This is a genomic window from Pararhodospirillum photometricum DSM 122 (assembly GCF_000284415.1).
Classification (GTDB): Bacteria; Pseudomonadota; Alphaproteobacteria; order Rhodospirillales; family Rhodospirillaceae; genus Pararhodospirillum; species Pararhodospirillum photometricum.
Window position 1 is genome coordinate 1604493 of the sequence record NC_017059.1, and the last position, 24071, is coordinate 1628563.

19 protein-coding genes are annotated in these 24071 nt (G+C 65.3%); 9 read left to right on the forward strand and 10 right to left on the reverse strand.

Annotated elements, in window-relative coordinates:
* The first annotated feature begins 102 nt into the window (after positions 1-102).
* From RSPPHO_RS07100 to RSPPHO_RS07120, 5 genes are all read left to right on the forward strand, one after another.
* The gene (locus RSPPHO_RS07100; protein ID WP_014414587.1) at positions 103-1809 is read left to right on the forward strand and encodes a methyl-accepting chemotaxis protein; all 1707 of its coding nucleotides are present in this window, start codon (positions 103-105) and stop codon (positions 1807-1809) included.
* Positions 1810-1985: 176 nt separating this feature from the next.
* Complete coding sequence (locus tag RSPPHO_RS07105) at positions 1986-2390, forward strand: tellurite resistance TerB family protein (RefSeq protein ID WP_041794702.1); 405 nt, start codon at positions 1986-1988, stop codon at positions 2388-2390.
* 7 nt (positions 2391-2397) lie between these two features.
* Complete coding sequence (locus tag RSPPHO_RS07110) at positions 2398-3561, forward strand: glycosyltransferase family 4 protein (RefSeq protein ID WP_051013743.1); 1164 nt, start codon at positions 2398-2400, stop codon at positions 3559-3561.
* A 117-nt stretch (positions 3562-3678) separates the two neighbouring features.
* A complete protein-coding gene (locus RSPPHO_RS07115) occupies positions 3679-4683 on the forward strand; it encodes an MraY family glycosyltransferase (protein WP_014414590.1) in 1005 nt (334 codons plus the stop codon).
* A 21-nt stretch (positions 4684-4704) separates the two neighbouring features.
* Complete coding sequence (locus RSPPHO_RS07120; protein WP_014414591.1) at positions 4705-6609, forward strand: polysaccharide biosynthesis protein; 1905 nt, start codon at positions 4705-4707, stop codon at positions 6607-6609.
* A gap of 40 nt (positions 6610-6649) precedes the next feature.
* Here RSPPHO_RS07120 and amaB read toward each other — a convergent pair whose 3' ends face one another.
* The 4 genes from amaB to pyk form a co-directional block, all read right to left on the reverse strand.
* On the reverse strand, positions 6650-8185 hold the full coding sequence (amaB, locus tag RSPPHO_RS07125; protein ID WP_051013744.1) for an L-piperidine-6-carboxylate dehydrogenase: 1536 nt from the start codon (positions 8183-8185) through the stop codon (positions 6650-6652).
* 74 nt (positions 8186-8259) lie between these two features.
* Positions 8260-10674: a bacteriohemerythrin gene (locus RSPPHO_RS07130; RefSeq protein WP_014414593.1), complete on the reverse strand. Its 2415-nt coding sequence runs from the start codon at positions 10672-10674 to the stop codon at positions 8260-8262.
* 200 nt (positions 10675-10874) lie between these two features.
* Entirely contained in the window at positions 10875-11315 is a 441-nt protein-coding gene (locus tag RSPPHO_RS07135; protein ID WP_014414594.1) for a VOC family protein, read from the reverse strand.
* 149 nt (positions 11316-11464) lie between these two features.
* On the reverse strand, positions 11465-12907 hold the full coding sequence (gene pyk / locus RSPPHO_RS07140) for a pyruvate kinase (RefSeq protein ID WP_041794703.1): 1443 nt from the start codon (positions 12905-12907) through the stop codon (positions 11465-11467).
* 390 nt (positions 12908-13297) lie between these two features.
* Here pyk and RSPPHO_RS07145 point away from each other — a divergent pair, with 390 nt between their 5' ends.
* Both RSPPHO_RS07145 and RSPPHO_RS07150 read left to right on the forward strand, forming a co-directional pair.
* The gene (locus RSPPHO_RS07145) at positions 13298-14212 is read left to right on the forward strand and encodes a lysylphosphatidylglycerol synthase transmembrane domain-containing protein (protein WP_242390593.1); all 915 of its coding nucleotides are present in this window, start codon (positions 13298-13300) and stop codon (positions 14210-14212) included.
* Positions 14213-14330: 118 nt separating this feature from the next.
* Positions 14331-15434 (forward strand): GGDEF domain-containing protein, encoded by a 1104-nt coding sequence (locus RSPPHO_RS07150; protein WP_242390594.1) that lies wholly within the window; start codon positions 14331-14333, stop codon positions 15432-15434.
* A gap of 34 nt (positions 15435-15468) precedes the next feature.
* Here RSPPHO_RS07150 and RSPPHO_RS07155 read toward each other — a convergent pair whose 3' ends face one another.
* The 6 genes from RSPPHO_RS07155 to RSPPHO_RS07180 form a co-directional block, all read right to left on the reverse strand.
* A complete protein-coding gene (locus RSPPHO_RS07155) occupies positions 15469-16296 on the reverse strand; it encodes a universal stress protein (protein WP_157879124.1) in 828 nt (275 codons plus the stop codon).
* Between the two features lie 77 nt (positions 16297-16373).
* The gene (locus RSPPHO_RS07160; protein ID WP_014414599.1) at positions 16374-17171 is read right to left on the reverse strand and encodes an ABC transporter ATP-binding protein; all 798 of its coding nucleotides are present in this window, start codon (positions 17169-17171) and stop codon (positions 16374-16376) included.
* The gene (locus RSPPHO_RS07165; protein WP_014414600.1) at positions 17168-17929 is read right to left on the reverse strand and encodes an ABC transporter ATP-binding protein; all 762 of its coding nucleotides are present in this window, start codon (positions 17927-17929) and stop codon (positions 17168-17170) included. Before RSPPHO_RS07165 ends, RSPPHO_RS07160 begins: the two co-directional genes overlap by 4 nt.
* Positions 17922-19085: a branched-chain amino acid ABC transporter permease gene (locus tag RSPPHO_RS07170; RefSeq protein WP_014414601.1), complete on the reverse strand. Its 1164-nt coding sequence runs from the start codon at positions 19083-19085 to the stop codon at positions 17922-17924. The genes RSPPHO_RS07165 and RSPPHO_RS07170 overlap by 8 nt, the downstream gene beginning before the upstream one ends.
* Before the next feature lie 2 nt (positions 19086-19087).
* The gene (locus RSPPHO_RS07175) at positions 19088-20104 is read right to left on the reverse strand and encodes a branched-chain amino acid ABC transporter permease (RefSeq protein ID WP_014414602.1); all 1017 of its coding nucleotides are present in this window, start codon (positions 20102-20104) and stop codon (positions 19088-19090) included.
* Between the two features lie 87 nt (positions 20105-20191).
* A complete protein-coding gene (locus RSPPHO_RS07180) occupies positions 20192-21559 on the reverse strand; it encodes a substrate-binding protein (RefSeq protein WP_157879125.1) in 1368 nt (455 codons plus the stop codon).
* A 440-nt stretch (positions 21560-21999) separates the two neighbouring features.
* Between RSPPHO_RS07180 and RSPPHO_RS19775 the strand changes: the two genes are divergently transcribed.
* Positions 22000-22161 carry a hypothetical protein gene (locus RSPPHO_RS19775; RefSeq protein WP_157879126.1) on the forward strand — a complete coding sequence of 54 codons (162 nt, stop codon included), beginning with the start codon at positions 22000-22002 and terminating at the stop codon, positions 22159-22161.
* A gap of 46 nt (positions 22162-22207) precedes the next feature.
* The gene (locus RSPPHO_RS07190) at positions 22208-24061 is read left to right on the forward strand and encodes an HD domain-containing protein (protein WP_051013745.1); all 1854 of its coding nucleotides are present in this window, start codon (positions 22208-22210) and stop codon (positions 24059-24061) included.
* Positions 24062-24071: the final 10 nt, after the last annotated feature.

Consider the following 24071-nt stretch of genomic DNA (forward strand, 5'->3'; position numbering starts at 1 on the left):
GCCCCCTGAACCAAACGTGGTATTCTGCAAGAGCTCACGCCCGATCAACAAAGGCGGAGTAGGAACACGCCCCGGGAGACGGGCAAGGGGAGACAAGCCATCATGACGACATCGGGACGCTCCATCCGGGCAAAACTAGGTTTTGCCTTTCTGGTCGCTGCCCTGGCCGTGGTCTGCGTGGGAGGTGTGGGCCTGACTTATGCCCTCCTGGAACGCGAGACCGGCGAATACGCCATCCAGGCCCTGGCACCACAGGTGGACGCCACCATGGAAGCCAAGCTGGCCGCCACCCACGCCCATTTGATCTTGGAAGAAATTCTCTCTGGGGATGGCGGCGAAGAGGCGGGGGAAGTCTGGGCGCTGCTCGACGAGGCCGCTTGGTATGTCGGCGCCCTCAAGAACGGCGGCCGCAACAACGAAGGCTCCTTCCTGCCCGTCACCGACCCCAAGATCCGCGCGGCCCTCGACGACAGCGAGGCGGCGTTAAGCGCCTTCCGCCGGGCGGCCGAAGAGCGACATCGACTGTATGTCAGAGGATCAAGCGGCAACGTTGCCGCCGGCTCTACCGAAGACCAGGCCTTCGATGCAGCGTTCGACCGCTTTATCGCCCGCATCGACACCGCCGAAGGCGAAATCCAGGCCGACATGCGCGAAACCAGCGATCAGTTGGTCAGCCTGGGCCAGCAGATGATCGCCGTTTTGAGCGTGGTGGGGCTGCTGGCCCTGGCCGGCGTCGTCCTGGCCAGCGGCTTTGTCAACCGGCTGGTCTCGCAACGCCTGCTGGGCTTGTCCCAGGTCATGGACCGGGTGGCCGGCGGCGATCACAGGGCCCCGGTGCCCGACAGCGACAGCGGCGACGAACTGGGCGTCATGGCTCGGGCGTTGGTCAACCTGCGCGACGGCATGGCCACCATGGACCGGCTCAAGAGCGAACAGCAAGCCCAGGCCGAGGCGGACCGCACCCGACGCCAGCGCCTGGAACAGGCCATCACCAGCTTTGAGGGCACCATTCGCGGCGTGCTCGAAACCTTGCGCCACGTGGCCGACGCGGTAAGCGCCGGGGCCACTGAGTTGGACCACGAAGCGAGCGGCCTCAACCGGGTGAGTGCCCAGGCTGGCGCCGCCACCGACGATGCCGCCCACAACGTTCAGTCGGTGGCCGCCGCCATTGAGGAACTGGCCGCCTCGGTGCGCGAGATCGCCCAACAGGCCGCCCGCTCGTCCGAAGCCGCCAGCGCCGCCGCCCGCGAGGCCGACCTCGCCAACGGCAAAGTAGACAGCCTGCTGGGCACCGCCGAAGCGATCGGTCAAGTCATGGGGCTCATCACCGACATTGCCAGCCAAACCAATCTGCTGGCCCTCAACGCCACCATCGAGGCGGCGCGGGCCGGCGAGGCGGGCAAGGGCTTTGCCGTGGTGGCGGGCGAGGTCAAGACCCTGGCCAACCAGACCAGCAAGGCCACCGAACAGATCAGCGGTCAGGTCGATGCCATCCAGAGAGCCTCGCGCGACGCGGTGGCGGCCATTGGCGCCATCAGCCGCCGGCTGGGAGAACTGGAGGGCGTGGCCTCGTCCATCGCCTCGGCGGTCGAGCAGCAAGGAGCCACCTCGGGGGCCATCGCCCACAGCGCCGAACAAGCCTCCAGCGCCACCGGACAGGTGGCCGACGACATCAGCGCCGTGCGCCAGGGGGCCGACAGCCTTAACACCACCGTGCGCTCCCTCTCCGAGGCCGGGACCCGCCTCTCGCAGCAGATGCAGGCCCTGTCGCGGGCGGTCAACGACTTCTTGCAGAACGTGCGCCCCTGAAGCGGAAACGAGAGGTCTGGGGGGAGGCCCCGCCTTCCCAGCCTTTCTTTTCCCCTCCCCCACGCTGGCCCCGTGAAGCCCCTTGACGGCGGCGCCCTGGCCTTCCCACCATGATCGGCGCCGGTTCCCTAGGGGGGAGCCGGTTGCGTCGTTCTGACCACTCCCGGAGAGGTGACATGCTTAATCCTCAGGCGGCCCTGATCTATGGCATGGTTCTGGTTTCCGCCGTCGATACCGAAATGTCCGACAGCGAGTTGCGCATGATCGGCGATTTGGTGCGAACCCTGCCCGTTTTCCGCGATTTCGACCTGGATGACCTGCCCGCCGTGGCCAGCGCCTGCGCCGGGCTCCTGGAAAAGGATGACGGGGCTGAGGAAGCCATGGCCCTCATCGACGCCAGCCTGCCGCCGCGCCTCAAAGCCACCGCCTACGCGCTGGCCTGCGACGTGGCCGCCGCCGATGGCGAGCTCAAGCAAGAGGAATTGCGGCTGCTGGAAATCATGCGCCACTCCCTCAAAATCGACCGCCTGACCGCCGCCGCCCTGGAACGCGGCACCAGCGCCCGCTTTGCCACGGTCTGAGGTCCTCATGGATCCCTCCAAGGCTCCCGAGCCCCCCCCGCGCCGGCGCCTGTTGTATCTGGTCACCGAGGACTGGGCCTTTTGGCTGCATCGCCGCGCCATGGCCCAGGCCGCCGTGGCCGCTGGCTGGGACGTGGCCGTGGCGTGTCGCGTGCAGCACCATCGCGCGGCGATCGAAGGCTTAGGCGTGCGGGTCATTGAGCTGCCGTGGAACCGCCAGGGCGTCAACCCCCTGACCGAACTCGCCTTGCTGGCCCGGGTGGTCCGGGTGCTGCGCCGCGAGCGGCCAGACCTGATCCACGCCGCCGCCCTGAAACCCGTGGTCCATGGCGCCCTGGCGGCCGACGTGGCCGCGCGGGTCCCGGTGGTCGGCTCGGTCGAAGGCCTGGGCTATGTTTTTATCAACAACACCCTGAAGGCCCGGCTGGTCCGGCCGGTGATCGAAACCGCGTTGCGGCTGTTCCTCAACCGTCCCCGGCGGCGGCTGGTGGTGCAAAACACCGACGATCAGGCCTTTTTTCGCGATCGGGGCTTGGTGCGTCCCGAGCGCATTGCCCTGATCCCGGGGGCCGGCGTCGATCTGACCACCTTCGCCCCCACCCCCCTGCCCGAGGGGCCCTGCGTCATCACCTATGTCGGGCGCATGCTGATCGACAAGGGCTTGGGGGAACTGATCCAGGCGGCCCGCCTGCTGCGCCAGCGGGGCGTGGCGCATCGCCTCCGGCTTGTTGGTGCCCCCGACCCCGGCAACCCGGCCAGCCTGGACGAAGCCACCTTGCAGGCGTGGCACGCCGAGGGGGTGGTTGAGTACCTCGGGCAACGCGACGATATCCCGGCCCTGTGGGCCACCTCGCACGTGGCCGTCCTGCCTAGCTACCGCGAAGGCCTCCCCAAATCCCTGCTGGAAGCCGCCGCCTGCGCCCGGCCGGCCGTCACCACCGACGTGCCCGGCTGTCGCGACCTTGTGGTGGCCAACGAAACCGGCCTGATCGTCCCCGCCCGCGATGCCGAGGCGCTGGCCGATGCCTTGGCGACGCTGGCCCAGGATCTCGAGCGTTGCCGGCGCCTTGGCCTCCAAGCGCGTGAGCGGGTGGCCCGCGCCTATTCCGACCAAGCGGTCGGCGACGCGGTGCTCGCGCTTTACGGCAGTCTGACCGAGGGCCCCGCATGAGAGAAGGCTGGGGAGGCGAGCCTCCCCAGACCCCTCCTTTCCTGCGCGAAGGGTCTGCATGACTGCCGTCACACCGAGCAGGATTGCGGTTCGGGCTGGCCAAGACTATACAAGCCCATGCTCAACGACCTTCTGCCCGCCCTGCTTCCGGCCGCCGTGGCCGTTCCCCTGTCGGCCCTGGCCACGGGAAAGCTGGCTGCCGTGCTGCGGGCACGCCACATTCTCGATCTTCCCAACGCGCGGTCCAGCCACGTGGTCCCGACTCCCCGGGGCGGCGGCTTGGCCGTCATGGGCGTGGCGCTGCCGCTGGCCGGGCTGACCTGGGCGTTGACGGGAGCCCCGATCGGGGTCTTTGGCCTGGGCCTGCTGGCGGCGGGATTGGCTGCCCTGTCGTTTTGGGACGATCTGCGGCCGTTGCCGGCGGGCAAGCGCCTGCTGGCCCATCTGCTCGCGGTGGCTCTGGGGATGCTTTGCCTGCCGGCCGGCGCTTTGACGCTGGGCGGGCTGGTGTCGCCCTGGCTTGGCGCGGTGGGGATCGGCTTGGGGTGGGTGTGGTTCCTCAACCTCTATAATTTCATGGACGGCATTGACGGGCTGGCCGGTGTTGAAACCGTTAGCCTGGGCCTGGGCCTCCTCGCCGTGGCCGCCGTGGCCGGAGACGTTGGGGGACCGGGCTTGGCCGTGGCCCCGATCCTGGCCGGCGCGGCGTTGGGCTTTTTGCGCTGGAACTGGCATCCGGCTCGCATTTTCCTGGGCGATGTCGGGTCCATCCCCCTTGGCTTCCTGCTCGGCGCCGCCCTGCTCGGGCTGGCCGCCCAGGGCCATGCGGCGGCGGCCGTGATCTTGCCGGGCGCCTACCTCGCCGATGCCACCTTGACCCTGCTCAACCGCGTGCGCCGGGGGCATAAGCCCTGGGAAGCTCACCGCGAGCACTTTTACCAAAAGGCCGTCCAGGGCGGCTGGTCCCATGACCGGGTCGCGCGGGCCTACGCCCTGACCAATGGGGGGCTTTTCTTGCTGGCTCTGCTGTCGTTGGCGTCCCCGCTGCCCGCCCTTGCCGGGGCGGTGGCCCTGGTGACGGCCCTTCTTGTGACGTTGGCCCGGGTCGGGGCCAAGACCTGACGCCCTGCAAGGAACGCTGGCGTGAAACTCTCCTCGCTGATCACCCGCATGCCGGCCCGCGCCCGCATCGTTTTTGTCCACGACGTGGTCATGGCCGCGTTGTCCTTTCCGCTGTCGCTGGCCTTGCGCCTGGGCGACGCCTTGCCGGGCTACGCCAGCCTGACCGACATCGCCACCGGGTCTTTGGTGTTTGCCCTGTGCGCGGCGGTCGCTTTTTATACACAAAAAATGTACGTCGGAATCTGGCGGTATGCCTCGCTCGACGACTTGGCGGCGATCTTGCGGGGCACGGCCCTGACCTTGATCTTGTTCCTGCCCGCGATCTTTTTGCTGGACCGGGTCGAGTATGTGCCGCGCTCGGTGCCAATCATCAACGCCTTGGTGCTGGTCATCTTGCTGGGGGGCCCGCGTTTTCTCTACCGCCTGCTCAAGGATCGTACCTTTGACGCCAAGCGGGTCCCAACCGGCACGGGCATTCCGGTGCTGCTGGTGGGCGCGGGCGATCCGTGCGAGATGTTCCTGCGGGCCGTCGAGCGCGAGACCGATCCCCCCTATGTGCCGGTGGGCATCGTGGGCGAGACCGACGCCCGGGTGGGACGGCGCCTGCGCGGCCTGGAGGTTCTGGGCACCTTGGATGAGTTGGAGCGGGTGGTGGCGGCCCTCGAGGCCCAGGGTCGTCGCCCGCACAAGGTCATCCTGACCAAGGACACCTTCGACGGCGCCCGGGTGCGGGCCTTGCTTGATGCCGCCGATGCCCTTGGCCTCAGCCTCGCCCGCCTGCCCCGCCTGACCGAACTCAAGAGCGGCGAGGACCGCCTCGACGTGCGCCCGGTGGCCCTGGAAGACCTGCTGGGCCGGCCGCAAACCATCCTCGACCGCCAACCGGTTTTAAGCTTGGTCAAGGGGCGGCGCGTGCTGGTGACGGGGGCCGGCGGCTCCATTGGCTCCGAGCTGGTGCGCCAGATCGCCGACCTGGAGCCGGCCCGCCTCGTCCTGGCCGACAGCAGCGAATACGCCCTCTATCGCATCGACATGGAACTGGCCGAGCGCGCGGCCCCCCTGGAGCGCCGCGCCGCCGTGGCCGACGTGCGCGACAGGGCACGCATCCATCGGCTGATGCACGAGGAGCGGCCCGATCTGGTCTTCCACGCCGCCGCCCTCAAGCACGTGCCCATGGTCGAGGCCAACCCGGTGGAGGGTCTGTGCACCAACGCGCTTGGCACCCGCATCGTTGCCGACGCCTGCCGGGCTCATGGCGTCGCGGTGATGGTGCTGATCTCCACCGACAAGGCGGTCAACCCGACCAGCGTCATGGGGGCCTCAAAGCGCCTCGCCGAAAGCTGGTGCCAGTCCCTGGATCAGGCCGGCCGAGGCCAGCCCGGCGCCCCCCACTTTGTCACCGTGCGCTTTGGCAACGTTTTGGGCTCCACCGGCTCGGTCGTGCCCCTGTTCCAGCGTCAGTTGGCCAAGGGCGGGCCGCTGACCGTGACCCACCCCGACATCACCCGCTATTTCATGACTATCCGCGAGGCGGTGGAACTGGTGTTGCAGGCTGCGGCCCTAGGGGGCGGCGACGAGAGTTATCGCGGGTCCTTGTTTGTGCTCGACATGGGCGAGCCGGTGCGCATTGCCGACTTGGCGCGCCAGATGATCCGGTTGGCCGGCCTGCGGCCCGAGGTGGACGTGGCCATCCACTTCACCGGGCTGCGTCCGGGCGAAAAGCTGTACGAGGAAATTTTCCACGGCCGCGAGCAGCCCCTGCCGACTCCGACCCCGGGGCTTCTGGTGGCGGCGCCCCGGGTGTTGGATCCCCGGGTGTTGGGGGAGGCCTTTGCCCGGCTGGCCGAGGCCTGTGCCGGGCAGGATACCGAGCAGGCGTTGGCGGCGGTCGCTTCCCTGGTGCCTGAGTTCACGCCGACGCCCTAAAGAAAGAGACAGGCTGGGGAGGCGGGCCTCCCCAGACCCCTCAGTCCTGGAGGTCGAAGCGGACGCCTTGGGCCAGGGGCAGGGCGTGCGAGTAGTTGACGGTGTTGGTAGCGCGGCGCATGTAGGCCTTCCAGGCATCGGAGCCCGACTCGCGGCCGCCGCCGGTGTCCTTCTCGCCGCCAAAGGCGCCGCCAATCTCGGCACCGCTCGGGCCGATGTTGATGTTGGCAATGCCGCAATCGCTGCCCTCGGCCGACAGGAAGGTTTCGGCCTCGCGCAGATCGGTGGTGAACAGCGCGGAGGCCAGTCCTTGCGGCACATCGTTTTGCAAGGCGATCGCCTCGTCGAGCGTGTCGTAGCCGACCGCATAGAGAATCGGGGCAAAGGTCTCCTCGCGCATCATGGCGGTTTGGCCCGGCATCTCGACCAGGGCCGGCCGGGGATAGAATCCTCCCTCGCAGCCCGGCACCGTCACCCGCCCCCCGCCCCAGACCACGCCGCCTTCGGCGCGGGCCTGCTCCAGGGCCTGCTCGAAAGCCTGATAGGCATCGGCGCCAATCAGCGGACCGACCAAGGTGCCGTCCACCAGAGGCGAACCGATGCGCAGGCGCTCGTAGACCGTCCGCAACCGCGCCATCAGGGCCGGACGCACGCTGTGGTGGATAATCAGCCGGCGCAAGCTGGTGCAGCGCTGGCCGCAGGTCCCAACGGCGGCAAAGGTGATGGCCCGCACCGCCAGATCAAGATCGGCGCTGGGCGCCACGATGGCCGCGTTGTTGCCGCCCAGTTCCAGAAGCGAGCGCCCCAGGCGGGCCGCCACCCGGGGTGCCAGGGCCTTGCCCATGCGGGTCGAGCCGGTGGCGCTGACCAAAGGCACCCGCCGGTCGTCGGCCAGGGCTTGGCCCAGCCGGGCGTCACCGATCACCACGCTTGACAGATCGGTCGGCACCGGTCGGCCCGTGGTCGCGGCCCAGGTGACGCTAGCCCGGGCCAGCAGGGCCGCCGAGGCAAGGGCCGTCAGGGGGGTGCGCTCGGACGGCTTCCAGATCAGGGCATTGCCGCACACCAGGGCCAGCGCCGCATTCCACGCCCACACCGCCACGGGAAAGTTGAAGGCCGTGATGATGCCGACCACCCCCAGCGGATGCCACGTTTCGCGCAGGGTGTGGCCCGGGCGCTCGGAGGCGATGGTCAGGCCGTGCAGTTGCCGCGACAGGCCCACGGCAAAGTCGCAGATGTCGATCATCTCCTGCACTTCGCCCAAGCCTTCGGAGAGGATCTTGCCGCTTTCTAGGCTGACCAGTTGGCCGAGATCGTCCTTGTGGCGGCGAAGCTCCTCGCCGAGCAGACGGACCAAGGCGCCCCGCTCCGGTGCGGGGACCGCCCGCCATGCCAGGAAGGCCGCCTGGGCGCGGCCGATCAGGGCGTCCAGGGCCTCGGGGGGGGTGTTGTCCACGGCTCCAAGGACGGCGCCATCGACGGGAGAGATCACCAAGCGCGCCCCGGTCGTGGCAGCGGGGACGCCCAGGCGGGCTAACAGGGTCTGGGCGAGGGCGGGAAGATCGGACGGCACCATCACGCTCCATTAAAAAAAGAAGGCTGGGGAGGCTTGCCTCCCCAGACCCCTCGGTCTGTTTTGGGGCTGCCCGCTCACGCTGTCCCCTTCTGCCGCAGGAAATGGGCCAAGCGGGCATCATGGGTGGACAGATGCTCTTGAAGCCATTGGGTCAGATAGCGGAAAAACTCAAGCCCGATGTCTTCTCCGCGCGCATACCGTGCCTTGAAGGCAACAATGGTCTCGAGGGTCTCGCGGTGAACCTCGCGGTGTTGCGTGTAGTCGGCGTAGGTGTAGCGCTGCATCAGGCGCTCTTCGTCCTGGAAATGCTGGTCGAACGTGCGATTGACGGTATCGAAGACCTCGGGGAAACGGACCGTTCCCTTGCCGGATAGCATGTCTTGATAGAATCCGTTGGTCATTTCAACCATGTCACGATGATGGCGGTCAATCTCGGCCACCCCGGTTTCCAGGCTGCGGTCCCAGGTGAACAAGGTCCGTTCGGTATCGTCGAGGCGGACCTGATCGAGGAACTTCTTGACCTCCTCGCGCAGCATCTCGGCCTGACGGGACAGGTCGGCGGCGGCATTGGCAATATCCTCGGCGGCATGGCCTGTTTCCCCGGCCGCTTGGCGCACGGACTGAATGTTTTCGGTCACCGCCAAGGTGCCCTGGGACGCCTGATCGACATTGCGGGCGATTTCCGAGGTGGCGGCGGTCTGCTCCTCGATCGCCACCGCGATCGAACCGGAAATGCGGTCGATCTCGGTGATGGTGGTAATCACCGTTTCGATGGCCCGCGCCGCCTCGTGGGTCACGGCCTGAACCCGGCTGATCTGGCTTTCGATCTCGCCGGTGGCCCGGGCCGTCTGGGTGGCCAGGGTTTTGACCTCGTTCGCCACGACGGCAAAGCCCTTGCCAGCATCGCCGGCCCGGGCCGCCTCGATGGTGGCGTTCAAGGCCAGCAGGTTGGTCTGGCTGGCGATGTCGTTGATCAAGGTGACGATTTCGCCAATCTTGCCCACGGCCTCGACCATCTGGGTCACGGTGGCATGGGTGGTCTGGGCTTGCTGGGCCGCCTGATCGGCCACTACGGCCGAGCGCTGAATGTGCTGGCCGATTTCGGCTTCCGAACTGGCCAACTCCTCGGCGGCCGAGGCCACGGTGCCCACGTTGTTGGAGGCCTGCTCGGCGGCGGTCGCCACCGTCACGGCCTGGGCGCTGGTCTGACGCGCCGTGGCCGCCATTTGCGCCGACGAGGCCTGAAGCTGGGTGGCGGCCGAGGTCACGGTCTGAACCACCTGCCCCACGCTGGCTTCAAAGGCGTCGGCCATCTGCCGCACCGCCGCCTTGCGCTCGATCTCGGCGCGGCGCTTGTTTTCTTCCTGCTCTTGCTGGAGCTTCTCGACGTGGCGGGCGTTATCCTTAAAGACTTGGACAGCCTTGGCCATGGCCCCAATCTCATCGCGCGCCCCTTGCCCGGGGATGAGAATGGTTTTATCGCCCTCGGCCAGCCGCCGCATGGCATCGGTCATGGCCGTGACCGGCCCGGTGATGCCGCGCGCGATCACCGCCGCCGCCCCGATCCCAAACACCAGGGCCAGGACCGACAAGGCAATATCCAGGGTCCAAGTATCGTCGAGGTCCAGCGTCGTTGTTTGCATCAAGCTCTCAAGGGTGTCGGTTTGACGCTGAGACACCTCGCGCGCCACATCGCCGAAAGCTGCGGCTTTTTTGGGCATGGCGTCGGTGGTGAGGGTCTGATAGGCCAAGGTGGCCTGGGCCTGGGTGTCGAAGGCCTTGGCATAGGCGGCGGCGGTCTCCAGAAGTTGGCTCAGGGTTTCGCGCCGCCGGGGGTCCTCTTCCTGAGGCAGGATCTCCCGGATTTTTGTTTGCAGATCGGCCAGCAAACTCAGCGCCTTTTGCGCCGAGGCCGGCTCGATGCGGCCCTGAAAGCGCACAACATAAAGGCGCGCGTCGGTGATCAACGCCGTAATCGCCACGCTGCGGGCCAGGGCTCCCCACTCGCCCTCCTCCAAGGCGGCCGCTTGCAGACCGTTCGCCAAGCCCGACAGCTTGGGGCCAAAGCCATCGGAATTAGCGGTTTGGCGATCGCGTTCCTGGCGCAGCCGCACCACCTCGGCCACGTCCTGAGCGTACGCGTCAAACAGCCCCTTCATCCGCCCCACCCCCTCACGGACCACGGAGTCATGGACGGCGGCGTGAACGGTAGTGAGATCGCGCGCTAGGGCGTCTTGCAGATCCTTGATCTGATCAAGAACCTTGGGATCGCCGGAAGAGACAAAGGTCAAGATGGTCCGGCGCAGGTTTGCCACGTCACGGTCAATGCCTTTGAGCACCAAGGTGTTGCCGGCGATACGCGCGTAGTCGGAGAACGCATACCGGGCCTCCGAAATCCCCTGCAACCCCACCAGGGAGATGCACGCGAGCAACAGCAAGGTGATAAGAAAGCCGGCCCCTATACGAAGTCCGATGGAAAAACGGTTCATCGTGGCACTCCCTGCTTTCCGAGGAAGGGCGTCTTGGTGCAGACGTCTTGTTCTTGCGGGCTCCCCCCCGCTCCCCGGGAGGGGGGGAGAGACGTATACCCGAAAGTATCGTCAACCAACGCCCCGGTCAACGAAAACCCGGACCCGTATCAACGGAAAGTGGAACACCGCGCCCGGCGCAGATTGCCTTACCTCATGCCTTACCAGCTTCCGGTGTTGGGCATGTCAGTCCACGGGGCGGCCGGCGGCAGCGGCGCTCCCTTTTGCAAGAACTCGATGGAAATCCCGTCGGGTGAGCGCACAAAAGCCATGTATCCATCGCGCGGCGGCCGGTTAACGAGGTGGCCGGCGTCGAGAAAGCGCTGGCAGGTCTCGTAAATATTCTCGACCTGAAAGGCGAGATGCCCAAAATTACGCCCCCCGGTATAGACCTCGGGGTCCCAGTTATAGGTCAGCTCCACCAAGGGCGCCTGCTCGGCTCGCGCCCGGGCCGCATCATCGGGCGCAGCCAGGTAGACCAAAGTGTAACGTCCTTTTTCACTCTCCAGGCGCCGCACTTCCACAAGCCCCAGCAGATCGCGGTAAAAGCCCAGCGACGCCTCAAGATCGGCGACGCGCACCATGGTATGAAGATACTTCATCTGTTGGTCTCCCGAGAAAAGCTCAACAAAAAAGGGCCGCTGCCGACCCCAGGGAGAGGCGAACGCCTCCCAACCTTTCCTTTTGGTCCACCCAAGGGGTCGCAGGGATCTGGGGGAGGTCCCGCCTCCCCCGCCCTCGTTGGTCCCCCTTACTCGGCCCAGGGACCGTCCTTGCCCTCGACCCAGGCGATGCGCAAGGTATTGGTGGTGCCCGACGTGCCAAACGGCACCCCGGCCGTCACCACGATGCGCTCGCCGATATCAGCAAAACCCTCGGTCAGAACGCGGTCGGTGGCCATCTCGACCATCTCCGAAAAACTGGAAATGTCGCGCCCCACCACGGTGGAGTGAATCCCCCAAACAATGGCCATGCGCCGAGCGATGCGCTGACGGGCGGTGAGACAGAGAATGGGCACGCTCGGGCGCTGACGGGCCACGCGCAGCGGCGTGGAGCCCGAGGAGGTGTAGGCCACGATCACGGCGGCGCCGATGGTTTGCGCCACCTGACTCGCAGCAGCAGCAATCGCGTCGGCGGCAGTGCCTTCGGGCGTTTCGCGCCGATTGTCCCGCAGCCTTTGGTAATAGTCGTCGTTTTCGACCTGCTGGATGATCTTGTCCATGATCGCCACCGCCTCGACCGGGAACTGTCCCACGGCGGTCTCGGCCGAGAGCATCACGGCATCGGCCCCATCATAGATGGCGGTCGCCACGTCCGAGGCCTCGGCGCGGGTGGGAGTAGGCGCTTGCACCATGCTCTCCAGCATCTGGGTCGCCACCACCACCGGCTTGCCCGCCTGCTGGCAGGCTTGGAGCACCCGCTTTTGCAAGATGGGCACCCGCTCGGGGGGCACCTCGACCCCCAGATCACCGCGCGCCACCATGATGGCGTCGGAAAGGTCGATGATCTCGTTGAGGTGCTCAATGGCGCTCGGCTTTTCGAGCTTGCTGATGATGCCGGCCCGCCCGCCGATCAAGGTGCGGGCCTCTTCCACGTCCTCGGGTCGCTGGACAAAGGACAGGGCCACCCAGTCCACCCCCAGATCCAGGCCGAAGACCAAGTCGCGCCGGTCTTTTTCGGTCAGGGCCGAAATGGGCAGCACGGCATTAGGCACGTTAAGGCCCTTTTTGTCCGAGAGCACCCCGCCCACGATCACCCGGGTAATCAACACGTTCTCGGCGATGCTCTCGACGCGCAGGCGCAGGCGGCCATCATCGAGCAACAGATCGGTTCCGACCGAAACGGCGCGAAAAATCTCGGGATGGGGCAGCCGAACCCGTTCCAAGGTGCCCAGTTCGGGATCCATGTCGAGCTGGAAGTGGTTGCCGGTCTCCAGCTTGATCTTGCCGCCGACAAAACTACCGACCCGCAGCTTGGGGCCTTGCAGATCCATCAACACGCCGATGGGCCGGTTGAGCTTGCGCTCCACGGAGCGCACCAGATCGTAGCGGCGCCGATGATCCTCAAAGGAGCCATGGCTGAAGTTCAGGCGCACGATGTCGGCCCCGGCCCGGATCAGGGCCTCCAAGGTGCCTTCGGTGCTGGTCGCAGGGCCCAGGGTGGCCAGAATCTTGGCGCAACGGTTGCGTCTCATGGGCGTCTCACCCGTCATGATCGAAGAAGAAAGGCTCGCCGCAAAACGCGACCGGCCGGCGAAGGGGGCTCGGGTGACGCCGGCTCCCGGACGCGCGAGTGTATCACGCCCCTGTTGCCGTGTCGTGTGTCATCCCCGGGGCATTTATTTGTCTTTGTTTTGTTGGCGGACTTTTTAAAAGAACTCAAAAAGGTTGCCTCTGATCGCGGCATCATTTGCGACGAGGAGACGAGAGCGTGATCGTGGGGATGGCTTGACAAAGACCGGGGCGCATTCTCCACTTCCGGCGTTTTCCCGCGACAAACAAGGATGGTTTGGCATGACACGCCCGCGCGCGCGCCGGTTGGTTTTGGGGGGCTCAAACTGGGCGTCTCGATGGGGCTCCTAGCGTTGATCCTCTCTTCCCTCGATATGGAGCGGCCCCTGGGGCGGCTGCAAGGGGCGCAGGTCTGGATGCTGATCCCCGCCCTGGCCCTGTTGCAGATCCAGGCCCTTGGCGCGGCCCAGCGCTGGCGGCTCGCGCTTGGTGTCCAGGGCTGGGCCCTGCCCTTCGCGCGCTGCTGGCGCAATGTGCTGTTGGGGCTGTTCGTCAACCAAGCTCTGCCCTCGACCTTTGGCGGCGACGCGCTGCGGGTGTGGCACGGCTGGCGTCTGGGCTTGCCGCTTGGTCTTGCCACCCGCTCCCTCATCACGGATCGCGTGTTCAGCTTCGTCGGACTGATCGGCGTCTGTGTGGCCGGCCTGCCGTTCCTAGCCAGCAAGACCGACGACCCCGTGGTGATCAGCGGCTTGCTGTCCCTGGTGCTGGGCGGTCTGGCCTGTCTGGTGATCTTGCTGTCCTTGCGTTTTGTGCCCGCTCGGCTGGCCGGGATGCCGGCCCTGGCCGGGGCGGTGGCCTTGTCGCGCGGCGCCTGGGCCGTGTTGCTCACCCCTCGCGTCGCTCCCGTCGTCGCCGGCCTGATGGTTTTGCCTCACGTTCTCGATATTAGCGTGGTCTGGCTGGCGACCCACGCCCTGGGGACCCCGGTGCCCTGGCTGGCCCTGGCCTTGGTGGTGCCCCCGGCCATCCTGACCTCGGCCGTCCCGGTCTCGATCGCCGGCTGGGGCTTGCGCGAGGGGGCCTTGGTCGTGGGCTTTGGCCTTTTGGGCCTGCCGGCCGACCTCGCCTTGACCTGTTCGGTGCTTTATGGGCTGTCGGCGGTCGCTACCGGGGGGATCGGCGGCCTGATCTGGGCGACGACCGACCCCGAGGGACTGCGCGGCGCGTTTACCCAGAGGGCGCCGGAGCAAGACGAGGCCCGGTAGCGGGAAAAAAGAACGGCCGGGGAGGCGGGCCTCCCCAGACCCCTCACCCCTGGAAGCTTGTCTTTTGGTCTACAATCGAAGTGTGCTATCCTTGATCAGAAMAGAGGGGGAGCGCATCATGTGGGACATGGAGGGGTTGTTTTTTGGCAAAAGCACCTTCGAGGAAGGCGAGGAATATCTGCGGTTCAAGTTCCGTCTGCTGTACGCCATTGTTTACTGTGGGTTTTTCCTCACCGCCTTGTTCCTAAGCACGGTGCATGCTGGACTCATCGAGTTCGATCCGGTCTTTCTCCGGTTTCACTGGTTTTTCCTGCTGTCCACGCTGGTCATGGCGATCGTTTTGCGGGGACGGCGGCAGTGGATGTTTCCGGTCGCTTGGTATTATGCTGTTCTGGCCTTCGCCAACTATGTCATGGCGTTCTTTTTCAACGTGATGGACGAGATGCGGGTGGTTTGGTTTTTCCTCAACATCCCGGCCGTTCATCTGATTTTGGGGCCTCTCGCGGGAACCGTCACGGCGGCGGCGTCCATTGCCTTTATTCTGCTGGCCAACCCCCTGTTGGATCAGCCCTATTCCTTGAATGGCCAGATGACGATGATCATCGCCATCTTGTACATCACCGCCTTCATCCACGCCTTTACCGCCAAGTCGATCTCGTTTCACCATGCCATGGTCGAGGCCAACCAGCGCCTGCATGCCCTGGCCACGCGCGATCCCCTGACCGACTTGCTCAACAGCCGCACCTATTACGCCCTGGGCGAGCGGCTGCTGCGCGCCAGCCAGCGTGGCGGGCGGCCGTGCTGCGTGCTGTTCATCGACCTCGACCACTTCAAGCGGATCAACGACCAATACGGCCACGAAGCCGGCGACGATGTGCTGAAAACCGTGGCGGGCACCTTGCGTCGGTCGGTTCGAGCTAGTGATCTGGTCGGGCGCATTGGCGGCGAGGAGTTTTCCTTGCTGTTGCCCGATACCGCCCTGGCCGGGGCCCTCGACCTGGGGGAAAGCCTGCGCCGCGACATCGAGGCCTTGCGCATTCCCACCGGGTCGCTGGTCCTGGGGGTCACGGCCAGTATCGGCGTGGCCGAAAGCACAAGCGGCCAGAGCCTCGCCGAGATTCAGCGCCACGCCGATGAGGCGATGTACGTGGCCAAGCGCGAGGGTCGCAACCGGGTCACCACCCTGGCCACCGGGCACGATACCCCGCGGCTGGTCGGATAGAAGAAGGCTGGGGAGGCGGCCCCCCCCCACCCCCTCAGTGCGAGAGCAGGGTCGGCACGGTCATTTGCGAGATCAAGGGCCGGGTTACGCCGGTGCGAACCATGGCGTGCAGGCCCTGATGGCCGTAGGCCCCGAGCACCAGCAGGTCGCAGCCATAATCAGTAACGCGCGAGACCAGGGTGTCGGCAATCGACAGGCCATGGCGCGGCTCGCGCACGGGGGTTGCCGTGATGCCGTGGCGCAGCAGGTGGCGGACCAAGCCGCCCGACAGAGTCTCCAGATCCAAGCTCATGTCGGCGGGCGGGGCGATCGACAACAGATAGACACTCTCGGCGGCCCGCATCAAGGGAATGGCATCGTTGACCGCGCGGGCTGCCTCGCGGGTGCCGTTCCAGCCCACAAGGACCCGCCGCCCAAGGGTCTCGAAGGCGCCGTGTCCGGGAATGACCAGCGCCGGCCGGCCGCAGTGGGCAACGACCTGCCCCACCAGATCGGCCGGAACCTCGCCCCCGGACTGGCTCTCGAGAAACTGACCAAGGATGGCGAGATCGCTGTCGCGTGCCCCTTCCAGGGTATGCTTGACCACATCGGCAGCCGTGCCCGGTGGCGCCAGATGGGCCTCGAAACGAACCTCGGCGGCCCGGGCTTGCTGACCAAAGCGCTCCAACGCATGGGCCCCCGTGTGGGTGGTCGTCTTGGGCAAGCCCTCGGGCAAGCCATAGGTCGGCACCACCCCGTCGATCTGGGCAAAGAGCGCACTGACATGGGCGTCAAAACGCCGCGCCAAGGCCAGGGTCACGCCAACCCGCCGACCGCACACCGCCGAACTATCGAGATGCACAAACAAATGCCTCGGCGTCATTCCCTCCCCCCTTTGTCTCCCCCCATGAACCGAGGGGCCTGGGGAGGCCACGCCTCCCCAGCCTTTTCTCTCTTTTCCTAAATCGCCAAATACGTCTGCCTCAACTCGGCATTATCAAGCACCTCCTGAGCCGTCCCATCAAAGACAATCTCCCCCATATCCATGATGATGGCCCGATCTGCCAAATGAAGTGCGGCAATGGCATTCTGCTCAACGATAATCGTAGTAATCCCAAGCGTCTTCACACTCTCCAAGGTCCGCTCGATTTCCTTGACGATCACCGGCGCCAGCCCCTCATAGGGCTCATCGAGCAGCAACAGCTTGATATCGCGCGCCAACGCCCGGCTGATGGCGAGCATCTGCTGCTCGCCGCCCGACAAGGTGATGCCTTCTTGGTGGCGCCGTTCCCCCAGCCGGGGAAACAGTTCGTAGATGCGGTCCAGCGACCAGCCCACGGGCGGCGCGATCTGGGCCAAGATCAGGTTTTCCTCCACGGTGAGTCCCGGAATGATGCGCCGGTCCTCGGGCACCAGAGCCACGCCGTTGCGCGCCGCTTGGTGAGCCTTCATGCGATGGAGCGGCTTGTGATCCAGCCAGATTTCACCGTGGCGCAGGTCCGGGTTGTCGAGCCGGGCCAAGGTCCGCAAGGTCGAAGTCTTGCCGGCGCCGTTGCGCCCGAGAAAGGCCAGGATCTCGCCCTCGCGAATGTCGAAGCTGACGCCCTGCACCACATAGCTTTCGCCGTAATAGGCATGAACATCGCGGCAGTAAAAAAAGGCCGGCGCGGTGCCCAGGGACTGGATCGGCTTGAGGCCTGGCGCCTTTTTACCCTCGAGATCGGGCAGCACCAGGGTCGTGTCGGGAGCGGAACTCATAGATGGGCACCTCCCAGATAGGCTTCTTGAACCTTGGGGTTGCCCCGCACTTCATCGGGCGTCCCCTCGCAAATGATGGTGCCTTGGGCCAGCACCGTGATGCGGTCGGCCAGCGAGAACACCACGTGCATGTCGTGCTCGATGATGACCTTGGTCAGGCCCCGCGCCTTGACCTCCTGGAGCAGGTCGATGGTGCGGTTGGTATCGTGGCGCGACATGCCGGCGGTGGGTTCGTCGAGCAGCAGCAAGCGCGGGCGCTGGACGAGACCCATGGCCATTTCCAAGCGCCGCTTGTCGCCGCGCGAGAGGTTGGCCGCCTCGCGGTGGCTTTGATCCTGGAGGCCCACGTCCTCCAGCATGCGCATCGCCTCCTCGCGTACCGCCTTGTCCTCGAACAGGCGGGCGAACGGATTGAAGCGAAACGACCCTTCGCGCTTGGCCAACACCGGGATCATGACGTTTTGCAGCAAGCTGAGATCAGGAAAGATCTCGGGCGTTTGGAACACGCGCACCACGCCCTTCTGGTTGATCTCGTAGGGCTGCAAGCCGGTGATGGAGTCGCCCTCGAAGGTCACGGATCCGCTGTCGGGAACGAGGCGGCCGATGATGGCGTTGAGCAAGGTAGACTTGCCCGCGCCGTTGGGCCCGATGATGGCGTGGGTCTTGCCGCGCTCGATGGCGAGGTTGACGTTGTTGAGGGCGCGCAGACCACCGAAGCTCTTGAACACGTCCTTCACATGCAACACGACGTCAGCCATGACGCTGGCCCTCCCGCGACGACGCCAACAGCTCTTGCGCCTGGGCCCGTTCCCGCACCAGCCGCCGGGCCAAGGTGACCAGCCGCCGGATGCCCTCCATGAGACCGCCCGGCAGGAAGATGACCACCAGCATGAACAAAACGCCTAAGGTCAGGTTCCAGCCGTCGCCCACAAAGGGGCTGAGAACGAACACCAAGGGGTCTTCCAGGAAGCCCGGCAGAAAGGAAAAGACCTCGTGCAGGGTCTGGCTGTTGAAGCTGCTGAAGATGTTCTCGAAGTACTTGATGAGCCCGGCGCCCAGCAGCGGCCCTACCAAGGTGCCGACCCCGCCCAGGATGGTCATGAGCACCACCTCGCCCGAGGCCGTCCACTGCATGCGCTCGGCACCGGCCAAGGGGTCGGTGACGGCGAGCAAGCTGCCCGCCAGCCCCGCGTACATGCCCGACAAAATGAAGGCGGCGAGCAGGTGGGGGCGGGGGTGAAAGCCGGTGTAGAGCATGCGCGTCTGGTTCGACTTGATCGCCCGCAGCTTGAGGCCGAACGGCGAGTTGAAAATGCGCAAGGCCATGTAAAAGGCGCCAATCAAGATGATAGCACAGAAGTAAAAGCCGCTGTAACCCTGCATAGACAGGCCGAAAAAGCTGGTGGACGGCAGACCAGCGCCCGGCACGATGCCAAACAGGCGATCAAGGATCCGGGCATCGCCCAGGGCCAACTGCAAGCCGGTCTCGCCGTTGGTGATCGGCGTGAGCACCGAATAGGCCATGTTGTAGGACATCTGGGCCAGGGCCAAGGTCAGGATCGAGAAGTAAATGCCCGAGCGCCGCAAGCAGACATAGCCAATCAGGGCGGCAAAGCCCCCGGCCAGTACGGTGGAAAACAGCACCGCCGGCAGCACATTCATGGTCAGCAACTTGAACGACCACACGGCGGTATAAGAGCCCACGCCCAAAAACGCGGCATGACCGAAGGACAAGTAGCCGGTCAGGCCAAACAAAAGATTGAAGCCAATCGCAAAAATGCCGTAGATCGCGAATTTCTGCAAAAGATCGGGATACGCCGCGCCAAAGGGTATCAGCCAGAGCGGCATGGCGAGGATCACGGCGGAAAACACCGCCATCGTCAGCGCCTCGCGGCGGGGAGACTCCAGGGTCATGCTCAGCTCTCCATCACGCCCTTGCGGCCCATCAGGCCTCGGGGGCGGGTCAGCAAGATGACGACGGCCACGACGTAGATGATGATCTGGTCGATGCCGGGCACGAGGCTCTTAAAGAAGGTCATGGAGGCAAAGGACTGGAGAATGCCCAGCATGAACCCGGCCGCCACCGCGCCGCCCAGCGAGCCCATGCCGCCGACCACCACCACCACGAAGGACAACACCAAAAAGTCCATGCCCATGTGATAGTCAGGCGGCAGCACCGGGGTGTACATGACGCCGGCCAGACCGGCGACCACGGCGGCCAGACCGAACACCAAGGTGAAGCGGTTTTCGATGTCGATGCCCAGCAGGCCCACGGTCTCGCGATCGGCCATGCCGGCGCGCACGGTCATGCCGTAGGTGGTGCGTTGCAGGAAGGCAAACACCGCGCCAATCACCGAGAGCGAGAAGGCGAGGTAGATCAAGCGCCACCAGGGATAGGACAAGGTGTCGGACAGCCCGAACCACGCCCCCAGCGGCGCCGAGCCCGACACCCCGGGCGGCGCGCTTTGTGGAATGGGATTGGCGCCGAAAAAGGCTTTGACCACCTCTTGCAGGACAATCGCGAGGCCAAAAGTCACCAGGATCTGCTCGGCGTGCGGCCGCTTGTAAAAATGGCGGATCAAGCCCCGTTCCATCACGAGGCCGATCAGCATCATCACCGGAATGGCCAGCAGGATCGACAACGGTACGGTCCATTGCAAAATGCTGGTGCCGGTGGCGCCGAACCACTTCACAAGGTAGGGAACCTCCTTGTAGGCCTCGAAAAAGGTGATGCTCTCGTCGCGCACCCGCACCGAGGTATTGAGCAGCTTGTTCAGGGTGACCGTGCAAAAGGCACCCAGCATGAACAAGGCGCCGTGGGCGAAGTTGACAACCCCGAGGGTTCCAAAAACCAGTGTCAGGCCAAGGGCGATCAGCGCATACGCGCCCCCCTTGTCAAGTCCGTTTAGGACTTGCAGCAGAAATGCGTCCATGGCGGTGGGCTTTCGCGTCGGCGGGAGACGACGGAGCCGGCGGCCTGCCTCAGCGCGGGCCGCCGGTCTCCGGGCGAGGATCGAAAATCAGACCTCGTAGGGGCCGAGCTCGCCACCGAACATCGCCGGGTCGTAGGTCACGACATCGGCCGGCACTTCCTTGACCACTTCAAGCAGATCGAACTGGCTGCTCGGCTTCATATTGCCGCGCACGACGAGCACCCGCTTGAAGCACTGGTGGTCGGCGCCGCGATAGAGGGTCGGGCCATCGCCGGTGCCATCGAAACGATAATCTTCCAGGGCGCGGATCACCGCCGGCGGGGCAAAGGTCCCGGCCCGCTCCACGGCGTCGGCATACAGCAGGGTCTGGACGTAGCAGGTCTGGGCCGCCTGCGACGGCGGGAAGCCAAAGGCCTGACCAAACGACTTGACGAAGGTCTGGGAGGCCTCGTCCTGCAAAGACCAGTTCCAGTTCTTGGTGCCAAGAATCCCCTTGATGTTCTCGCCGGCGCCCTGAGCCATCAGACGCGAGTAGAGCGGCACAACAATTTCAAAAGACTTGCCGTTGACCTGCTTGCCACGCAGCCCGAACTGCACGGCTTGGGTCAGGGAGTTGACCATGTCCTTGCCGTAGTGGTTCAAGATCAAGACGTCGGCGCCGGAATTGAGGATCGGCGTGAGATACTGCGAGAAGTCGCCGGCGCCCAGCGGGGTGCGCACGGTGGCCACGGTTTCCCAGCCCAGGGCTTCGGTAGCCTTTTTCAGCGACTCTTCTTGGGTCCAGCCCCAGGTGTAGTCAGCGGTCAGATGGTAGGCGCGGCGATCCGAGCCCAGTTCTTCCTTCAGCACGGGGGCCAGGGCGACACCCGACATGTAGGCATTGAAGAAGTGGCGGAAGCCATAGCGCCGCCGGTCCTTGCCCGTGGTGTCGTTAGAGTGGGTCAGGCCGTTCATGAAGATGACGCCCATTTCCTGGGCCAGGGCCTGCTGGGCGATGGCTTCGGCCGACGACGAGCCGCCGGAGAACATCACCACGCCGTCCTTTTCGATCATGCGCTTGGCCGAGGCGCGGGCGGCGTCGGCCTTGGTCTGGGTGTCGCCGGTCACAAACAGGACCTTCTTGCCCAAGATGCCGTTGCCGCGCAGGGCCAGCGGCTTCATCGTCTTGAGCAGACCGCCATCCCCCTCGCCGTTGATGTGCTTGACCGCCAGCTCAAAGGCCCGCAGTTCGTCGGCGCCCTCGTCGGCGTAGGCGCCGGTCTGCGGCACGTTGAAGCCAAAGGTCACGGTGCTGGCGCTGCCGGGGTCATTGCGAAACGGCGTTTGCGCCCACGCGGGCCGGGTCAAGATCGTGGGCAGACTGAGCGCACCCAGCGCCGCACCGGCCGCCACCGTGCCCTTCAAAACGCCGCGACGGGAAACAGACGAGGTGGGGGTGTCATGGGTCTCCGACATACGATACGTCTCCCTTATCGATTTTTTTTCAGACAGTGAAATCAAGCACAACGCCCCCGATTCCGGGTGATCCGTTCATGCTCCTGAAACCTCCTGACGGGTCTTGCGCCCGTTTTTCTCTGGCTGAGTATGGGTGCGCGCGTCGGATGAATCAACACCCTTCTTGGCGTTCCGACACGTGTTCTTGCCTTGGGGAATCTTCTCGGATTTTGCAGCGCACTATATTTACCGCATGTGCGAAATGCTCTCCGCTCGACTTGTCTCGGCAAACAAGCACCACTTAGCCGATAGCCCCGCCCCTGTCATTGTTGACCCCAAAGGGGATCGTGATAGTGTTGCTTTGGATACCGTTCGTGAAAATGAACTTTCGTTTATAAGAGGTTCGACCTCCCTACTGTGGGAAGAAGACGTCGTCCTTGAGGGAGAGGAGGAAGCGGTCCATGCTTGACCTGTATCGGTTGGCCGAATGGCTTGTCGCCAGCTGGAAAGTGGCCTATCCCACGCGCCGCCTCCCAACATCAGCGTGGGGACGGTTCCTGGGCGAGGAAACAGATCGCTTGACGCAAACCGAAGGCAACGAACCTTGGGTCGCGGCGGCCTAGCTCCCCTTTTCCAGAGCCTTTGGCTCTCTCGCGCACGAGGCTCCCCATGACCCCTTCTCGCCAGGACCTTGGGGCGGCGCTGAAGGAGCAGTGCCCCACCTTGAAGACCGCGCTCGACACCTTGGCGGAGCACTGGACCGAGGATGTCCGTGCCGCGCTTGCCGAGCGCCGGGTCCCGACCCACCCCAAAGTGTTCAACGATCCGGTGTGGGGCAGCATCGAGCTGATGCCTTGGGAAGTGCTCCTGCTCGATAGCCCGATGCTGCAACGCCTGCGTGGCGTCCGCCAACTTGGCCTCGCCCATTACGTTTACCCCGGCGCAGGGCACGACCGCCTGGAGCATGTTCGGGGGGTTGTGGAAGCTACCGAGCGCATCATCACGCGGTTGGAGCGCCATGCGGATCATCGCCGACACTACGACGCCCCCCYTGACACCGCCATTCCCGAGGTTTCCCTGCAAGACCGCATGGTCTGCCGATTGGCCGCCTTGCTCCACGACATCGGGCATGGCCCTTTCAGCCACGCCAGCGAGCCTCTCCTGGAGGCCCGCCACGATGGGGAACTGCGCGCCGCCCGCCGGCTGATGCAGGAACATTTCGAGGGGATTGGCACCCCCTCGGCGTCGGAATTGGTCGCTGTTTTTCTGGTTGTCAGCCCGGCCCTGGGGGCAATCTTCGCCGATCCCGCCTTCCCCTTTCCCGGCCGGCGCGAGGCCTTGGGCCTTGCGGTGGCGGCGCGGATCCTGGGAGCACGCGGCCATTTGCAGGCCGACTATCTCTGCGGGATCGTGAGCGGCCCCACCGATGCCGACAAGCTTGATTACATGGCCCGCGACAGCCACCACGCCGGCCTCTCCCTGGGGCTCGACCTCAACCGCCTGATCAGCAAACTGGAGGTCATCACAGTGACCCCCACCAACGCCCCGTCCGGGGCCCGGGCCGTGCAAAAGCGGGCCGAAAGGGCGCGCGACCAGCGCCTGCACGAAATGGGAATTTCCCTGTCGGGCATCGGAGCTTATGAGCAAATGCTGGTCGGGCGCGTGTTGCTGTACGACCGCCTTTATTACCACCACAAAACCCGGGCGGCCGAAGCCATGGCCCAGCGCTTGGTGATCCTGGCCGAGGAGGAGCGCGGCGCCCCCTTTGGCGTCCACGATCTTTATACCACCGTGCCGGATGACCTGATGATTGCCCTGCTGGGGGGCGTCGTAACCCTTGAGGGCTTTCAAGGCGGCGGCCCCCGCTCCCTGGCGCTGGCCCGCAATCTCCTGGAGCGCCGGCTCTACCACCGGGCCTTTGCCTTCGCGGTTCGCTTCATCGCCGGTTTGGACCACTGGACGGAGGAGGCCAAGGATCGGGAACGGGCCGCGCTGTGGCATCAAATTCCGCGCGCCGTGGCGCGCCTAGACCAAGCCCTGGATGTCGCAACCAGGATTTATGACAAGGCCCGGGAAATTGGCCAAGCCCTTCCCGCCCTCGCCGCTCTCGCCAGGACCTTACAGCCCGAGCATGTCCTGGTGGACTTCCCGTCCAACAAAATGAAACCCTCGGGCACCTTACTCCTCACGCGCACCGAAGCCGGCGAGGTTGGCCTGCCCACTTTGTTTTTCGACCCGGAAAAATGGTCGAACGCCTACGATCAGCAAAAGCGCTGTGGCTACATTTTTTGCCCCCAGGCCTATATTCCCCTGGTCTGCCTGGCGTCGAAACTGTTTTTCTTCGAGCGGTTCAATGTGGTGATGGCGCCTGCCGCCGATCGCCTGACCAAGACCTCCGCGCTGGAGCCCCTGCACACGGCTTGGCTTGACGAGCTGTTCCAGCAAGGGCGGATCAACGCCGAGAGCCACGAGCGCCTCAAGGAAGCCCACACGTCCGCCAAAGCTCCCGCAGSCCCCCCGTGACCGAGGGGTC

Bases quoted from the DNA above. Each gene is read 5' to 3' on its own strand.
- RSPPHO_RS07160 (WP_014414599.1), bottom strand. From the start codon at position 17,171: ATGAGTTCCGCTCCCGACACGACCCTGGTGCTGCCCGATCTCGAGGGT.
- RSPPHO_RS07155 (WP_157879124.1), bottom strand. From the start codon at position 16,296: ATGACGCCGAGGCATTTGTTTGTGCATCTCGATAGTTCGGCGGTGTGC.
- RSPPHO_RS07130 (WP_014414593.1), bottom strand. From the start codon at position 10,674: ATGAACCGTTTTTCCATCGGACTTCGTATAGGGGCCGGCTTTCTTATC.
- RSPPHO_RS07135 (WP_014414594.1), bottom strand. From the start codon at position 11,315: ATGAAGTATCTTCATACCATGGTGCGCGTCGCCGATCTTGAGGCGTCG.
- RSPPHO_RS07100 (WP_014414587.1), top strand. From the start codon at position 103: ATGACGACATCGGGACGCTCCATCCGGGCAAAACTAGGTTTTGCCTTT.
- amaB (WP_051013744.1), bottom strand. From the start codon at position 8,185: ATGGTGCCGTCCGATCTTCCCGCCCTCGCCCAGACCCTGTTAGCCCGC.
- RSPPHO_RS07105 (WP_041794702.1), top strand. From the start codon at position 1,986: ATGCTTAATCCTCAGGCGGCCCTGATCTATGGCATGGTTCTGGTTTCC.
- RSPPHO_RS07165 (WP_014414600.1), bottom strand. From the start codon at position 17,929: ATGGCTGACGTCGTGTTGCATGTGAAGGACGTGTTCAAGAGCTTCGGT.
- RSPPHO_RS07115 (WP_014414590.1), top strand. From the start codon at position 3,679: ATGCTCAACGACCTTCTGCCCGCCCTGCTTCCGGCCGCCGTGGCCGTT.
- pyk (WP_041794703.1), bottom strand. From the start codon at position 12,907: ATGAGACGCAACCGTTGCGCCAAGATTCTGGCCACCCTGGGCCCTGCG.
- RSPPHO_RS07180 (WP_157879125.1), bottom strand. From the start codon at position 21,559: ATGTCGGAGACCCATGACACCCCCACCTCGTCTGTTTCCCGTCGCGGC.
- RSPPHO_RS07170 (WP_014414601.1), bottom strand. From the start codon at position 19,085: ATGACCCTGGAGTCTCCCCGCCGCGAGGCGCTGACGATGGCGGTGTTT.
- RSPPHO_RS07175 (WP_014414602.1), bottom strand. From the start codon at position 20,104: ATGGACGCATTTCTGCTGCAAGTCCTAAACGGACTTGACAAGGGGGGC.
- RSPPHO_RS07150 (WP_242390594.1), top strand. From the start codon at position 14,331: ATGTGGGACATGGAGGGGTTGTTTTTTGGCAAAAGCACCTTCGAGGAA.
- RSPPHO_RS19775 (WP_157879126.1), top strand. From the start codon at position 22,000: ATGCTTGACCTGTATCGGTTGGCCGAATGGCTTGTCGCCAGCTGGAAA.
- RSPPHO_RS07110 (WP_051013743.1), top strand. From the start codon at position 2,398: ATGGATCCCTCCAAGGCTCCCGAGCCCCCCCCGCGCCGGCGCCTGTTG.